Source organism: Paenibacillus sp. MMS20-IR301 (assembly GCF_032302195.1).
GTDB lineage: Bacteria > Bacillota > Bacilli > Paenibacillales > Paenibacillaceae > Paenibacillus_AQ.
This window is the reverse complement of the sequence record NZ_CP135275.1, coordinates 4,702,037-4,715,891: the sequence shown is the minus strand read 5'-3', so window position 1 is coordinate 4,715,891 and position 13,855 is coordinate 4,702,037. Positions and strand designations below refer to the sequence as shown.

The 13,855-nt window shown below is 53.4% G+C and carries 13 protein-coding genes; 6 read left to right on the top strand and 7 right to left on the bottom strand.

What is annotated here, in order from left to right; all coding sequences use genetic code 11:
• Nucleotides 1–18: 18 nt before the first annotated feature.
• Nucleotides 19–1,674 carry a spore germination protein gene (locus tag LOS79_RS20260; RefSeq protein ID WP_315411884.1) on the bottom strand — a complete coding sequence of 552 codons (1,656 nt, stop codon included), beginning with the start codon at nucleotides 1,672–1,674 and terminating at the stop codon, nucleotides 19–21.
• Between the two features lie 596 nt (nucleotides 1,675–2,270).
• Nucleotides 2,271–3,074 carry a hypothetical protein gene (locus LOS79_RS20255; protein ID WP_315411882.1) on the bottom strand — a complete coding sequence of 268 codons (804 nt, stop codon included), beginning with the start codon at nucleotides 3,072–3,074 and terminating at the stop codon, nucleotides 2,271–2,273.
• Nucleotides 3,075–3,349: 275 nt separating this feature from the next.
• Here LOS79_RS20255 and LOS79_RS20250 point away from each other — a divergent pair, with 275 nt between their 5' ends.
• Together LOS79_RS20250 and LOS79_RS20245 are read left to right on the top strand one after the other, a co-directional pair.
• A complete protein-coding gene (locus LOS79_RS20250; RefSeq protein ID WP_315411880.1) occupies nucleotides 3,350–3,907 on the top strand; it encodes an SLOG family protein in 558 nt (185 codons plus the stop codon).
• 13 nt (nucleotides 3,908–3,920) lie between these two features.
• Nucleotides 3,921–4,289 (top strand): YciI family protein, encoded by a 369-nt coding sequence (locus tag LOS79_RS20245; RefSeq protein ID WP_315411879.1) that lies wholly within the window; start codon nucleotides 3,921–3,923, stop codon nucleotides 4,287–4,289.
• Nucleotides 4,290–4,310: 21 nt separating this feature from the next.
• Here the strand turns inward: LOS79_RS20245 and LOS79_RS20240 are convergent, their stop codons facing one another.
• Nucleotides 4,311–5,768 carry an amidase family protein gene (locus LOS79_RS20240; protein WP_315411878.1) on the bottom strand — a complete coding sequence of 486 codons (1,458 nt, stop codon included), beginning with the start codon at nucleotides 5,766–5,768 and terminating at the stop codon, nucleotides 4,311–4,313.
• A gap of 207 nt (nucleotides 5,769–5,975) precedes the next feature.
• On the opposite strand from LOS79_RS20240, the gene LOS79_RS20235 reads away from it, so the two are divergent.
• Nucleotides 5,976–6,899 carry a DUF6612 family protein gene (locus LOS79_RS20235; RefSeq protein ID WP_315411877.1) on the top strand — a complete coding sequence of 308 codons (924 nt, stop codon included), beginning with the start codon at nucleotides 5,976–5,978 and terminating at the stop codon, nucleotides 6,897–6,899.
• 68 nt (nucleotides 6,900–6,967) lie between these two features.
• Here the strand turns inward: LOS79_RS20235 and LOS79_RS20230 are convergent, their stop codons facing one another.
• From LOS79_RS20230 to LOS79_RS20215, 4 genes are all read right to left on the bottom strand, one after another.
• Nucleotides 6,968–7,705: a hypothetical protein gene (locus LOS79_RS20230; protein WP_315411875.1), complete on the bottom strand. Its 738-nt coding sequence runs from the start codon at nucleotides 7,703–7,705 to the stop codon at nucleotides 6,968–6,970.
• A gap of 30 nt (nucleotides 7,706–7,735) precedes the next feature.
• Nucleotides 7,736–8,230, bottom strand: a complete 495-nt coding sequence (locus tag LOS79_RS20225; protein WP_315411873.1) for a hypothetical protein — start codon at nucleotides 8,228–8,230, stop codon at nucleotides 7,736–7,738.
• Nucleotides 8,231–8,381: 151 nt separating this feature from the next.
• On the bottom strand, nucleotides 8,382–9,824 hold the full coding sequence (locus tag LOS79_RS20220) for an ATP-binding protein (RefSeq protein ID WP_315411871.1): 1,443 nt from the start codon (nucleotides 9,822–9,824) through the stop codon (nucleotides 8,382–8,384).
• Nucleotides 9,821–10,501 carry a response regulator transcription factor gene (locus LOS79_RS20215; protein ID WP_315411870.1) on the bottom strand — a complete coding sequence of 227 codons (681 nt, stop codon included), beginning with the start codon at nucleotides 10,499–10,501 and terminating at the stop codon, nucleotides 9,821–9,823. The genes LOS79_RS20220 and LOS79_RS20215 overlap by 4 nt, the downstream gene beginning before the upstream one ends.
• A 187-nt stretch (nucleotides 10,502–10,688) precedes the next feature.
• Here LOS79_RS20215 and LOS79_RS20210 point away from each other — a divergent pair, with 187 nt between their 5' ends.
• From LOS79_RS20210 to LOS79_RS20200, 3 genes are all read left to right on the top strand, one after another.
• A complete protein-coding gene (locus LOS79_RS20210) occupies nucleotides 10,689–11,408 on the top strand; it encodes a YceI family protein (RefSeq protein ID WP_315411869.1) in 720 nt (239 codons plus the stop codon).
• A 232-nt stretch (nucleotides 11,409–11,640) separates the two neighbouring features.
• Nucleotides 11,641–12,708, top strand: a complete 1,068-nt coding sequence (locus LOS79_RS20205) for a siderophore ABC transporter substrate-binding protein (RefSeq protein ID WP_315411868.1) — start codon at nucleotides 11,641–11,643, stop codon at nucleotides 12,706–12,708.
• A 32-nt stretch (nucleotides 12,709–12,740) separates the two neighbouring features.
• Nucleotides 12,741–13,751 carry an ABC transporter permease gene (locus LOS79_RS20200; protein WP_315422355.1) on the top strand — a complete coding sequence of 337 codons (1,011 nt, stop codon included), beginning with the start codon at nucleotides 12,741–12,743 and terminating at the stop codon, nucleotides 13,749–13,751.
• The last annotated feature ends 104 nt before the right edge of the window (nucleotides 13,752–13,855 follow it).

The following is a 13,855-nucleotide window of genomic DNA, read 5'->3' as shown; positions in this document are numbered from 1 at the left end:
TTAGCAAGTAAGATCTCGTTATGACTTGCGTTTATCCTGTCTGGTCTTCATCATGAGCGGCCTGCGCTTCATCAGCGCCAGCGGGGCACGGATGAACAGATCCTTCCAGTCGCTCAGCCGGAATGGGGATACCGGGGTCAGATACGGCACACCGAAGCTTTTGAGCTTGGTGAGATGGCTGCAGATCAGCAGGAAGAACAGGATGGTTCCGTACATTCCCAGTACAGCTGCGAACAGCATGCCAGCAAAGCGCAGAATACGCAGTGTAATCCCGGCGCTGTACATGGGAATGGAAAAGGATGAGATAGCGGTCACAGCTACCACGATGACCAGGAACGGGCTGACAATGCCGGCCTGAACAGCGGCATCACCGATGATCAAGCCGCCGACGATTCCCATCGCCGGACCAATCGGCTTCGGCAGCCGGATCCCGGCCTCCCGCAGAATCTCGATGGCCACCTCGAGAATCAGCACTTCGATTAAGGAGGGAAAAGGCACGCCCTGCCGGGTCTTGATGATACTGATCGCCAGCTCCGTCGGAATCAGCCCCGGATGAAAGGAGATGAACGAGATATAGAGGGACGGGGCCATCAGCGCCAGGAAGGACGCGGCAAAACGCAGCAGCCGCAGCAGGGTGCCCGGAAGCCAGCGCTCATAATAATCCTCCGGCGATTGCAGCAGCATGCTGAAGGTGACCGGCACGATCAGCGCAAAGGGAGTGCCGTCGAGCAGGATGGCAATCCGACCCTCGAGCAGGGCGCTAATGACCCTGTCGGGCCGTTCCGTATTCTGGGCCTGCTGAAAGGGGCTGAGATAATTATCTTCAATCAGCTGCTCGATATAACCGGATTCGGCCAGAAAATCGATATCAATTTTGAGAATCCGGTTCGTAACCTCCTCCAGCAGATCGGGATTGACGATATCCTTCATATAAGCCACGACGATATCCCGCTGGATGGTCCGGCCGGCCCGGTGTGTCTTCATTTCTAGCTGATCATTCATGCCCTGGCGGCGCAGCATGGAGGTATTCTCGCTTAATACTTCAGAGAAGCCCAGGCGCGGCCCGCGCAGCAGCGCTTCGGAGACCGGCTCGGTAATCGCACGGTTCGGGCCGCCGGGAAGCTGAATCAGCAGCCCGCAGGGCAGCCCTTCGAGCAGCAGCGCACCGTGCCCGAAAAGCACGGATTTGTTAAAGCTCTCTATGCTGGCAGCCTCGTTAAGCTGGCTGAAGGGCAGCAGCTGCCTGGCAGCCTCAGCGTAGGATTGCGGCGGAACAGGAACGTCATACATTAGAAACTGCAGGATTTTCATGTTAAGCAGCCGGTCATCCTGCATCCCGTCCACACATACGAGGGCACCCCGGAGCTGCGAGTCCGCGAGAGTGAACTCCCGGATATTGAGGTCGCAGTTGCCGCCGATTCCGCTCTTCACCGCATCCAGGTCCGTTGTGTAGCTGCCGCTGAACGGAGTAGATGCAGGTCTGGCCGGCTCCCCCGGTGCAGGCTTGGATTGCGGAAGGGTCTTTGAGCCGAAGCCGGACTGGCCCCGTCCGCTGCCGACTAACCGGTAGAGTGCCTTATATAAGTACCCGAGCAGGAGCGGAACGAGCAGGGCGACTAAGGCCTGGCCGAACACGGCCCAGCCGGGTATATAGGATACAATAGTAGACAGCAATTCGATCAGCCCCAGCCGTGAAAGTTATATTTGATGGTTCTCATAACAGTCTGAATATCCGTGTTAATGAAGTTTTCCAAAGTTTACTTGGATTTAGTCATTTTCCGGCAAAATATAAATAAGCCGCAGCCGGATGCAGCCCGTGAGCGTGCATCCGGCGGTGGCTTATTTATGATAAGGAGAGAGGAATGGGGCAATAGTGCAGGGAGGAGGTGAGCAGTGAAAAGTGAAAAGTGAAAGGGGAAAGGGGATGAGGTACTCGTAGCAGCAGGTTGGATATAAACGATAAACAGGAGTCAGGGCGTCTCGGTCTGGCAACGGGGAGGGTAGCGGGTAATTAAGTGGAAAAAGAACATTTATTTCCGGCAAAATTGCAGTATACAGGATAATAATTGGAAAAAGTACACTTAATTTCTCTGAAAACAGAAAAATATAAGGAGTGAGCCCAAATTAAATGCCCTAAATCCACTTATTACCGGTGAAGAGGAGAAGGCGGAAGAATTAAGTGTCATAAATCCAATTAAATCTTCCGCCAGTCTCTTCTCCGGCCTGTTTCCGGGCCGGGTACGCTGGATTATTGGCGCCTCCCCCGTAAATTACTTACTGCCGGTTGTGGAGCCGTCCGCTGCATCGCCACCCGCTGCATCGCCGTTCGCTGCATCGCCGTCCGCTGCATCGCCGCCCGGTGCGCCTCCCTGGCCTTGGCCTCTGCCGCCGCCCATGCCGCCACCCATACCGCCGCCGAAGCCGCCGGTACTTAGCGTAATTGACTCCGCCTCATTTGTATCTGTCTTCAGCGTATATTGAATGATATCGTCTGCCTTCAGATCCGTCAGCGCAAGGGCAGTTTCCTTCTGTTCGCCGTTCTCGAAGGTGACAGAGACATACTTCGTATCGCCGCTTACAGTAATGTCAGTGGTCTCTTCCGAGAAGCTCTGCATCATGCCGCCTCCGCCTCCCTGGCGGCCCCCGCCTTGTCCGCCGCCCTCCGGCGGAGTGACTTGCTCGCCGGCAGGAGCGCCTTGTCCGTCAGCCGGTGCAGCCTGTCCTTCAGCAGGCGCTGCAGCTGCTCCGTCTCCGGAAGCGGTGCCGCCGCCTTCCGGCGCTTTGCCTTGTCCGCTGCCGTTCTGCTGGCGTTCAGGCATAGCTGCGGTGTAGATTGTGATCGTGTTCCCGTCGATGCTTTTGATTTTGCCGAAATTCATTCCTGCCCGGTTCATCCGGTTCTGTCCTGCTCCGGCGCCTCCATCCGGCTGAGCGGCATTGCTGCCGCTCTGACTCTGGGCGGTCTGGGTGCTGCCTGCCCCGGTAGCAGCTGTATTAGTATTCGAAGCACAGCCTGCGAGCAGGACAGCAGCAATCAGGCTGCCGGCCATCATATAAGGCAATTGTCTTTTCATAAACGTAATCCTCCTAAAAGTTTGTGGGCAATGCATCTCCCGGCTCTGCCCCGAACAAACTCACTCCGGAAGCATAATCTATAGTTTGTGAGCAATCAGCTGCTCTGGCATCGTACATACCGGTCTGGAGGACACTATATCAGACGCTCCTGAAAGCAGGCTTAAAATCTGGTCAATTCTTCCTCAAAGATTCAAACGGCAAAATGGTATATAATGCAATAATAGAGCGAAATGAACAGGCCGCAGGAAGAAGGCGTTCAGGAAAGAGGCAGCACATGAAAACCTTACTCGTTACGGGCTACCGTGCGCATGAGCTCGGGATTTTTGACAGCAAGCATCAGGGGATTCCTTTTATCAAAAAAGCGCTCGCGAGCCGGCTGGTTCCGCTGCTGGAGGACGGGCTGGAATGGGTGATTACCCCCGGCCAATACGGGGTCGATTTATGGGCCTGCGAGGTTGTGCTTGAGCTGAAGCGGCAGTATCCGGAACTTAAGCTGGGGATTATTACAGCCCATGCTGCGCCGGAGGAGAAGTGGAAGGAAGAGAAGCAGAATGAGTACCGCCGGATCGTTGCCGGAGCGGACTACTATGGAGCTGTCAGCAATGCCCCGTATGACGGCAGCTGGCAGTTCAGGGCCAGAGATGATCTGCTGTTCCGTAAAAGCGACGGAATCCTGTTGTTCTACGATGAGGATGCGGCGGAAGGCAGCGCGAAGTTTACGAAGGAACGGGCAATGAAGCTGCATGCGGAAGGCGATTATGAGCTGTATCTGATACATGCCGAAGAGATTCAGAGCATTGCTGATGAGGAGAGCCAGCGTCATTATGAATGAGGAGGAAGCGCAAATGAATCAGGAGAAATTACAGGTAGAATCCGCCGGAAAAAGTACAAGCCCGGAGCAGGGAAACCCCGGGGAGGATATTTGTTATGTTATTCTGCTGAGCCCGACAGAGCAGGACCGCAGAGATATGGAGATCATCCGCGGCCATGTTAAGCATCTGCAGGAGCTGGAGCACAGCGGGCAGCTGGTCATGTGCGGCCCCTTCAGCGATGCGCCTGGCGGCATGGTTATTATCCGCGCCGCCTCCCGTGAGGAAGCAGTCGCCATCGCCGGGCGCGATCCCTATGTAGTCTCGGGAATACGCAGCTATGAGCTGCGCACCTGGGGCCTGTCCCATGCAGGCAACAGGCATATGGGCATCGCAGCTGACTAAAGCCCCGCGGATGAAGCTGTCTCAGATGAAGCTCTTCAGCGAGGGTGCCTTGCGGACCTTATAATTCTGTTCGTAGGCATAGGCCAGCCTGATGAGCACCGGCTCCTGGTAGACCCGGGCGGAGAAGGTCACGCCGAAGGGAGCACCGGCTGAGGTATAGCCTGATGGAACTACGATGGACGGGTATCCCGCCCTTGACGTGATCCGGGCGCCGAAGTCAGCCGGGAACAGCAGGGCATCAAGCTGATGCTCCTCCATCGTGGCATCGATCCCGAGCTCCTTGCAGAGCCGCAGATCGCTCAGGCGGTCGTGCAGATACTGCGGCTCAGTCAGTGTGCCTGAAGTGGTATGCTCGGCATCCAGCAGGGTGGATTGTCCGAATTTCAGCGTTTCTATAGGATGCGCATGGTTGAAATCAATGATATCCTTTAATGTGCGCATGGGAGCACCCGGCCCCAGCGTAGCCAGATAGGCGTTCAGCGCAGTTTTGAATTCATTCAGCACGACAGAGGAATATTTAATCTCCCGCGCAGTTCTGATCTCTGCCGGATCAATAATCGTTGCACCCAGCTCGCGCATTCTGTCCACGGAGGCATTGAACAGTGCGAGCTGTTCCTCGGTCAGCTCCTCGAAATAATAATCGCGCGGAATCCCGATTCTTGCCCCCCGCAGCCCGTCCGGGTCGAGGAAGACCGTATAATCCTCGTGCAGCTTCCCTATACTTGTTCCCGTTGCAGCATCCTTCGGATCCCGGCCCAGCATAGCGTTCAGCAGCAGCACTGCATCGCGGACGGTTCTGGCCATGGGCCCGGCCGTATCCTGCGTATTTGAGAGCGGGAGAATACCCGAGCGGCTGAGCATCCCCACCGTTGGCTTGATGCCGATGATTGAGCCCAGGTTGCCGGGGTTAAGAATGGAGCCGGAGGTTTCCGTTCCAACGGATACGGTGCAGAAATTGCAGGCTACAGCTACCGCTGACCCGGCACTGGACCCGCCCGTAGGTGTAGAGATATTGTAAGGATTAAGCACCTGTCCGCCCCGGGAGCTGTAACCGGAGGGCATGCCGCTGGTCATGAAATTGGCGAATTCCGTCATATTGGCTTTGCCCATAATAACGGCCCCGGCTGCGCGCAGCCGGGCAACAATGAAGGCATCTTCCCCGGCAAAAGAATCCGCGAGCGCAAGTGAACCCGCACTGGTATGCATTTTATCCCCTGTATTGATGTTGTCCTTTAGCAGTAGCGGTATGCCGTGCAGCGGTCCGCGCGGACCCTGCCGGGAACGCTCAACATCCAGGGATTCAGCAATGAACAGCGCATCCGGATTGATTTCAAGGACGGAGTTGACCGTCAGGCCGTTCTTGTCATGATTGGCAATACGTTCAAAGTACATCAGAACTAATTGTCTGGAAGTGATCTCGCCGGATTCCATCGCAGCCTGAATCTCGGATATGGTCGCCTCTACAATTTCAAAACTCATGCGGGCTCACGCTTCTTTCCCTGTTGGTTTTAGATAGTTCACCTTCATCTAACCACAGTTTCCGTCCGCTTCATAGTGTTCTTTTTGCCCCTCCCCTTACCCGTATGAGATGGTAACTTCTTTGGGAAATGTTAGAGGATTTTCTTCTTTGGTTAATAGTTGGCAAGCACTAATACAACTTGCTTACAACTTGAGGAGGGAATGAATTTGAAGAAATGGACTACGTTAATTATGGGAGCAGCACTTACAGTAGCTTTGGCTGCCTGCGGCAATAATGAGGCTGCCGAGCCGTCTGCCAATGCTGCTGAAGCTCCGGCGGCTGCCAGTACCACCGCTACCGCAGCTCCGGAAGGTTCCGGGGCTGCGTCAACGGCAGAACAGGCGGCAGGTGCTCCGGCTCTGGAGGAATTGATCCAGAAGACTGCTGCGGCGGCGGCGGAATTGAAGAGCTTCAGAATGGAATCACAGATGCAGCAGAATATGGTGATCAAGCAGGGGGAGACCTCTCAGGAACAGGCAATAGACATGAAGACAACATCAGAGTTCATTAAAGATCCGCTGCAGATGCATCAGAAGATTGCTATGAATCTGGCAGGTCAGGGAGAGCAGCAGATCGAGCAGTACATTACCGGGGACGGCGTCTTCACGCTGACAGGCGGACAGTGGATGAAGCTGCCATCCGGGATGACAGCGCAGATGACGGAACTCATGCAGCAGTCGGCCAGCCCGGAGACACAACTGGAGCAGTTCAAACAAATTGCCGGGCAGACCACCATCACGGAAGAAGGCGATAATTATGTGCTGACAGCGGATGTATCCGGCGATGATGTGAAGAGCCTGGCGCAAAACTATCTGAACCAGAGCGGCACCGCAGACAGCCAGATGACCGCAATGATGGAGAATATGAATATCAAAAGCATGACGATTTCCAATTCGGTGAATAAGGAAACCTATCTGCCGGTGGAAACGAATGTGAATATAGTGATGGACATGACGAGCGGAGAGCAGACAGTATCCATGGATATGAAGATGAACGCTATCATCTCCGGATACAACGAAATCACGGAAATTAAGGTGCCGCAGGAAGCGCTTGATGCCCAGGAGGCTCAAATGCCGGCCACGACTCAGTAACCTGAAGGAGCATAGCAAACAGGAGGACCCGTCTGCGGGTCCTCCTGTTTGCCTAGGGGCGAAGCTGTCTATAATCCGAATGGTGAAATACCGCTGAACAGCCCGTACACCGCTCCGGTAAAGACCGATACGATCAGCCTGTAGAACAGATATCCGGTCGCAGCATTGGCGGTAGCAATCAGGTACAAAGTATCGATTCCGCGGTTTGAGGTATTCAGCGGATATTGGAACGCCACGGAGTTGATGCTTACAAAGACAAAGAGCAGTGACAGGACAAGCAGGAGAACCGAGAAGGAATACAGGCTGATGATCAGCGTCAGAATGGCCAGAACCAGCAGGGCTACAGCCGGGACGAGCAGTGTGCCGAACCGGGTAATGAGCAATTTGACATCGAAGCTGACCTTCTCCAGCCGGAGCGCAGCATAGGTGGTCCCGAAGCCAACGGCAATACCGGCTGCGGTCAGCAGCAGCGGCTTCAGAAATCCGGGGCCAATTACCGGCGAGATATCCCATTTAATGAACCAGGTGAGGAAATACAGTGCGGATAGTATGGCGGTCAGGCCCATCGTGATCAGACTGTTCAGGAAATGGGCTGTCCCGATCCCTTTCATGGTACGGTAAGGGCGCATCAGGGCGTTGACATAGAATCCCCAATATTGTCTGCTGACCAGCTGTGCCTGCTTGACGCGGTGATCCTGGAGCAGGTTGTTCCACGGTTCTGCTCCATTGCTGCGCTGCGGCTGCCCGTTCTCATGATTTGGCCCCCCGGGATTCTTAAAAGGTGCTCCGCCTTCCGGATTGTTCATAACACATCCTCCTTCAGTTTTAATAGGAAATCAGGTCTGCTCCCTTACAAAGCCCTCTTCAGCCAAATATTCCTCGGCTTCCTCCGGTGTTTCAAATGCCATCTCCAACTGAAGCCCGGCATACAGGTACCACAGATCCTCTTCAAATTTAAGGCTCAGCGTATGACCCTCGGTATTTTTCCACAGGGACTCAGCGGCGGCCGGTGCTTTTTTCTTTCGTTTGGCCGGAGCGGGAGCCTCGGGAATGAACATCGACAGGGAGGTGATGGAGGCATCCACCAGCTCGCGCAGCTCCGCTTCGGAATAGTCGCGGATATTCACCATGCCTTTGTCATCGCTGTCGTATCCGCGCAGCAGGCCTGCATAAACGAAGCCGTTGCCGTTCGGATGGATATGGGAAGCTACGGTTTTCTTATCATGCCGGCTCTCCTCGAAATGATAATTCACCCGTCCAAGCGAGACATTCCGCCGCTCCAGTTGGGGATAAGAATCAAGAATAGCTAATTTCTGTTCAAAAGTAAGCATATACAGCCTCCGGTTTCCATTGTAATCCATTGATTATACCATGACGCTTAGCTGCGGGAATACTAGCTTATCACTCCCGTTTGCCGGCGTCCGTCCCCTCCGGCGGCCTCAAGCTTCCGCCGCGCGGTTTTGTCCGGCCGAAGCCGGCCTTTCACACGGCAAGCGGCAGCCGCAGCACGAAAGAGCAGCCTTCGCCGGGGGCGCTGCCAAGCTCCAGGCTGCCGCCCATCGCCTCGGCCAGCAGCCGGCTGAAGGTCAGGCCGAGGCCGAGTCCGCGCAGCAGGCTCTGCTTGCCGGTGCTGCGGAAGAACGGCTCGAAGATCAGCTCCCGGCTCTCCGGGGAGATGCCCGTGCCGTTATCGGTAACCGTAATCACAGCGCCGCCCTGCGGCGGGGCTGTGAGCTGCAGCGTTAACTGCAGCTTGCGGCCCGGCACCCTGGCCTGCACGCTGTTATTCAGCAGATTAACGACGATCTGCTGGATGCGCAGCGGGTCGCCCCGCAGGATCAGCGGCTTCCCGGGGAGCTGCAGCACAGGCTCGCAGACCTCCTCGCCCTGGGTCAGACTCCATTGATAGAGAATCTCCTCCAGCAGCGGTGCAGCCTCCAGCCTGTCATGGCGGACAGCGACAATTCCGGCTGCCAGCGCATTATAGTCCAGGAGATCAGCAACCATGCGCTGCAGCCGTTCTGCTTCAAGCAAGGCAATATCAAGAAACTCCCCGGCTTCCTCTCCGTCCACCACACCCTCGCGGACGGCATGGAGCAGGCCTTTGATTGAAGTGACCGGTGTCTTGAGCTCATGCGACACTCCCGCCAGCATAACGGCCCGGGACTGCTCGAACTGCTGCAGCTTGCCCGCCATCTCCTGGAAGGAAACCAGCAGTTCATGAATTTCCCGTTCGTTGGCTTCTGTCTTAAGGACAATGTTGTACTTGCCGCTGCTGATTTCAGCAGCAGCAGCGGCTACCCGCTGGATTGGCTTAGCCAGCTTAATTGATAACAGGTAGATTGTCAGCCAGCTCAGGATAATCAGGAATACGATGATAATCGAGAAGAACGTAATTTCCTCCTGCGGAATATGGCGCAGCGAGCGTTTGGATTGCAGGACGATGACCTGTCCGAGCGTTCCTTGATTACCACGGATCTCGGCCGAGGCCGCTTTGAATTCCGGGCTCCGTGAATCTGTCAGCGAATCATTCAGCTTATGCCGCATTTCCGCATCCGTAAGCGGCGGCTGGGAATACAGCAGCTCACCTTCCGGTCCGGTAATGATGACGCACATTTCCACGGTCAGCTTGAAGAAGCGTTTGCGGTCTTCAACCAGCCGGTCCAGGCTATTCGTAATGGTGAGCTCGCCGTCTATACCAACGCTGCGGTCAGCAATCTCCTGGGCCAGCAGGCCTGTCGTCTGCATCCGGTTATTCATCGCCTCCTGCTGAATCCACCAGAAGGTGACGAGGGCGGTCAGCAGCAGCCCGATGCTGATAATGAGCAGATACCGCAGCGTCCAGTAGGAGAGAATGGAGGTGGGCTTTTTTGCCTTTGCTGTTCTTGTTGCCATTCTTGTCTTCAGTTCTTTGCTGCGATTCATGTTGTCCATAATTGATATCCTGTTCCTCTCAGCGTACGGATCTCCCCTTCATTGGCCGGCCAGTGCGACAGCGCCTGGCGCAGCCGCTTGATGGAGAGGTCAACCGCCCGGTCACTGCCCTCATAATCCATCTCCCACACCTGCTCCAGCAGCTGGTCCCGGGTGCAGATCTGATTCGGGCGCTCAGCCAGGAACAGCAGCACCGACATGTCGCGCGGGCTGAGGCTGACCTCGGCCCCGTTCAGGAATACGCTGCGGGCCGAGTAATCGATGAAGAGGCTGCCGTAGTGGCGCTTGCGGCTGCCGTCTGACCACTGCGAGGGGCGGCGCAGCACGGCATTCACGCGGGCCACGACCTCCTCGGGGATGAAGGGCTTCGACATATAATCATCGGCCCCGCCGTCCAGCCCGGCGAGCCGGTCATTAATCCCGTCCCTGGCCGTGAGCATAATGACGGGGCAGCTGCTTTTCTCGCGGATCAGCCCCAGCAGCTCGAAGCCGTCCATATTCGGCAGCATAATATCAAGCAGGATCAGCGAAGGCGGCGCTTCCTCGAAGGCTTCCAGGGCACTCCGGCCGTCGGCGGCCCGGGTGACGTGGTAGCCCGCTTTTCGTAAATAGGCGCTAAGCACCCTGGATATGGCTTCCTCATCTTCTACAATCAGAACGGATTTCATTATATTCAGCCTCCTTCACAGTCCGGCGGAAATAGCCCTCCGGGCTACGGCTTTCGGGATACTTAAAATTACGATCATTCTACCATAATGCCGCCCGCTCTGCTTTGACTTATTCCCGACATATTCATTTGTTAGAATGGGAACCAAGCCAGGATAGGCATACAGAGAATTGGATGGAGGGAATAAGATGAATAAGAAGAAAACAATCGCCTTAGCCGCAGTCGCAGTCGTCATCGCAGGAGCCATCACAGCATTCATGCTACTTAACAATAGCCTTGGCAATAATGTTGAGATCGAATCTGTTATTCCTGCGCAGAATCAGGAGACCGGCATTACCGAAGCAGGAACTGCGAACGCAGCGGCAGGGACTGGTGCAGCAGTTACAGCCGAGCAGTTGAACGGGGCCTGGAGCATCGCCGACACCTCGAAGGTCTACTGGTCCGTGACAACATCCAAAGAAACCGTTAATTTCGTAGACCCGTCTGTGACGGGAACCTGGAATGTGAATCTGGAGGATGCCGGCTCGATGACAGGTGAAGGAACGGTGGAGATGAGTGCCCTGGATTCCGGCAACGGCCAGCGGGACGAGCATGTTAAGGGAAGCGACTTCCTGTCCGTTACAGAATTCCCGCAATCTTCGTTTGTAGTGAGCTCTTTCTCGGAGCTTCCGGCGGAATGGACAGAAGGCACTGCCGTGCCTGTAGAACTGCAAGGAAAGCTGACGGTTAAAGGCATAGAGAAGGATGTAACCTTCGACTCACAGGCCGTATACAGCGGCGGACAGCTGATGCTGTCGGGAACGACAATGGTCACCTTTGAAGATTTCGGTATGAGTAACCCGCACTCAATCGTGCTGGATACCGAGAATAACCTTGAGGTGCGCCTGGAGCTTGTGCTGAGCAAATAAATATAGGATTTTAAAGACTATATGTTTATAAAAAAACTCTTCCCGGACTGCGGATTTGCGGCAGACGGGAAGAGTTTTTTGTGCTGCTTTTGTGCTGCTTTGTTGAATATTTTATTAATTTGATATATTATAGTAAGTGAAAATGATAATCATTATCAAGTAATCGCGATATTGATGTCATCATTACAATAATCTGCTTGTGAATCAAGCATACATAACTAGGGGGATATAAATGAGGAAATTCAATCTTTCGAAATTATCAGTGTTTTTAGTTGCAATTTTTGCTTTGGTATTGGCGGCATGCTCCAATTCAGACAATAAACCTGCTGATTCGAATACCGTCAGTCCTGCTAATGCTACTCCTGCTGCCACAACCTCAGCTGCCGCTAATTCCAGTGCTGCTGCAACAGTTGAAATTACCGATGCTCATGGAACCGTTACTGTTCCTGTTAATCCGGCGAAGGTAGTTGCTCTCGACAACAGAACCTTTGAGACTTTGTCTGATTGGGGTGTTAAATTAGCGGCTGCACCGAAGGGGGTAATGCCTCCGGATTCACCATACGTAAGTGATGACACGGTACAGGATATTGGAGATCACCGTGAACCTAATCTTGAAATCCTGGCCTCTGTAGAGCCTGAACTTGTCATTGTTGGCCAAAGATTTGCCGGCTACTATGAAGATATCAAAAAATTGGTGCCGAATGCAGCGGTGATTGATCTTAATTTTGATGTATCTACAGAAGCGGCATCACCTGGAGACAACCTGGTTAACGGATTTAAGCAGACAACAACCGATTTGGGTGAAATCTTCGGCAAGCAGGAAGAAGCCGGCAAATTGAATGCTGATTTCGATAAAGCTATTGCAGATGCCAAAGCTGCTTATAATGGAACCGACAAGATCATGAGTGTTGTTGTTTCTGGCGGAACCATCGGCTTCTCCGCTCCTCATTCCGGACGTGTATGGGGCCCGTTGTATGAAATTCTTGGCTGGGTTCCTGCATTAGAAGTGGAGAAGTCTTCTTCGGATCATCAGGGTGATGATATTTCGGTTGAAGCTATTGCCCAAAGCAATCCGGATTGGATCTTTGTACTGGACCGGGATGCAGCTATCTCTTCGGATGAAGCCTCCGTTCCAGCGCAGGACGTAATTGATAATGCACCTGCACTTAAGAACACAACCGCTATTACTAAAGGGCAGATTGTATATGCTCCAAATGATACGTATACCAATGAATCCATCGAAACCTTTATAGAGATATTCAACAACCTTTCAGAAGCTTTAGCTAAGGCTAAGCAGTAAAAAAGGAGTATGACGCAGTGCTCAATAATTTCATACCGAAAACAGCTGGGGTTGAGCATGCTCAACCCCAGCGCCATAACTACAAAAAACTATGGACTATCCCTTTTGTAATTGCGATTATAGCAACTGTTATTCTGAGCATTATCTCACTGCTTACCGGAGTGTATGATATACGCGGACAAGCAGACGGGATGGAGATGTTCTTCATCACCCGTATTCCCAGAACCTTTGCATTGATGCTTACCGGAGCTGCAATGGCCATGTCAGGGCTGGTCATGCAGCTGATTACACAGAACCGTCTGGTAGAGCCTACCACAACAGGAACCATTGAATGGTCAGGACTCGGCCTGCTGTTCATTTATCTGGTTTTTCCTGCCCCGACTTTAGTGCTGAGAATGACCGGTGCAATCATTTTTTCTTTCATAGGGACAATGATCTTTTTTCTGTTTCTGAGAAAAGTAAAACTACGTTCATCCTTAGTGGTCCCTATTATCGGAATGATGCTTGGAGCCGTCATTTCCGCCTTTTCAACTTTTGTCGGACTTGTTTTCCAGATGACGCAAAATATTGAGAGCTGGTTTGTTGGCTCCTTTTCACCTGTGCAAATCGGCAGATATGAATACTTATGGATTATTATACTGGTTACGGTTGTTATTTTTATTTTTGCCGACCGGTTGACGTTAGCAGGATTAGGGGAAGATGTCGCTACCAGTCTGGGAGTAAACTATAACCGGATTATTCTTTTAGGCACGGCCCTTATTTCTATAGCCGTTGGAATTGTTGCAGCGGTTATTGGAAATCTGCCTTTCCTCGGGCTCATTGTCCCCAATCTCGTTTCCATGTTCAGAGGTGACGATCTCAGGAGCAATTTGCCGTGGGTGTGCGTATTAGGGATGGGTACCATCATTATGTGTGACATCTTGTCCCGGGTCCTTATTATGCCTTTTGAAATACCTGTCTCTATGATCCTTGGAACGGTGGGGGCATTTGTATTTATTGTTATTCTGCTAAGACAAAGGAGGTCACCAAGGAGAATCAGATGAGCGAACGAGCAAGCAGCAATCCGTTACATGTTGATAGGAGTACAAGCCCTCTTCATGCCAAAAGATCGGCCAGGGCCTTCCGTACCAGGAAAGAAGAAAAGAAT

Bases quoted from the DNA above. Each gene is read 5' to 3' on its own strand.
- LOS79_RS20255 (WP_315411882.1), bottom strand. From the start codon at position 3,074: ATGAAAAGACAATTGCCTTATATGATGGCCGGCAGCCTGATTGCTGCT.
- LOS79_RS20225 (WP_315411873.1), bottom strand. From the start codon at position 8,230: ATGCTTACTTTTGAACAGAAATTAGCTATTCTTGATTCTTATCCCCAA.
- LOS79_RS20215 (WP_315411870.1), bottom strand. From the start codon at position 10,501: ATGAAATCCGTTCTGATTGTAGAAGATGAGGAAGCCATATCCAGGGTG.
- LOS79_RS20205 (WP_315411868.1), top strand. From the start codon at position 11,641: ATGAGGAAATTCAATCTTTCGAAATTATCAGTGTTTTTAGTTGCAATT.
- LOS79_RS20250 (WP_315411880.1), top strand. From the start codon at position 3,350: ATGAAAACCTTACTCGTTACGGGCTACCGTGCGCATGAGCTCGGGATT.
- LOS79_RS20210 (WP_315411869.1), top strand. From the start codon at position 10,689: ATGAATAAGAAGAAAACAATCGCCTTAGCCGCAGTCGCAGTCGTCATC.
- LOS79_RS20220 (WP_315411871.1), bottom strand. From the start codon at position 9,824: ATGAATCGCAGCAAAGAACTGAAGACAAGAATGGCAACAAGAACAGCA.
- LOS79_RS20245 (WP_315411879.1), top strand. From the start codon at position 3,921: ATGAATCAGGAGAAATTACAGGTAGAATCCGCCGGAAAAAGTACAAGC.
- LOS79_RS20230 (WP_315411875.1), bottom strand. From the start codon at position 7,705: ATGAACAATCCGGAAGGCGGAGCACCTTTTAAGAATCCCGGGGGGCCA.
- LOS79_RS20240 (WP_315411878.1), bottom strand. From the start codon at position 5,768: ATGAGTTTTGAAATTGTAGAGGCGACCATATCCGAGATTCAGGCTGCG.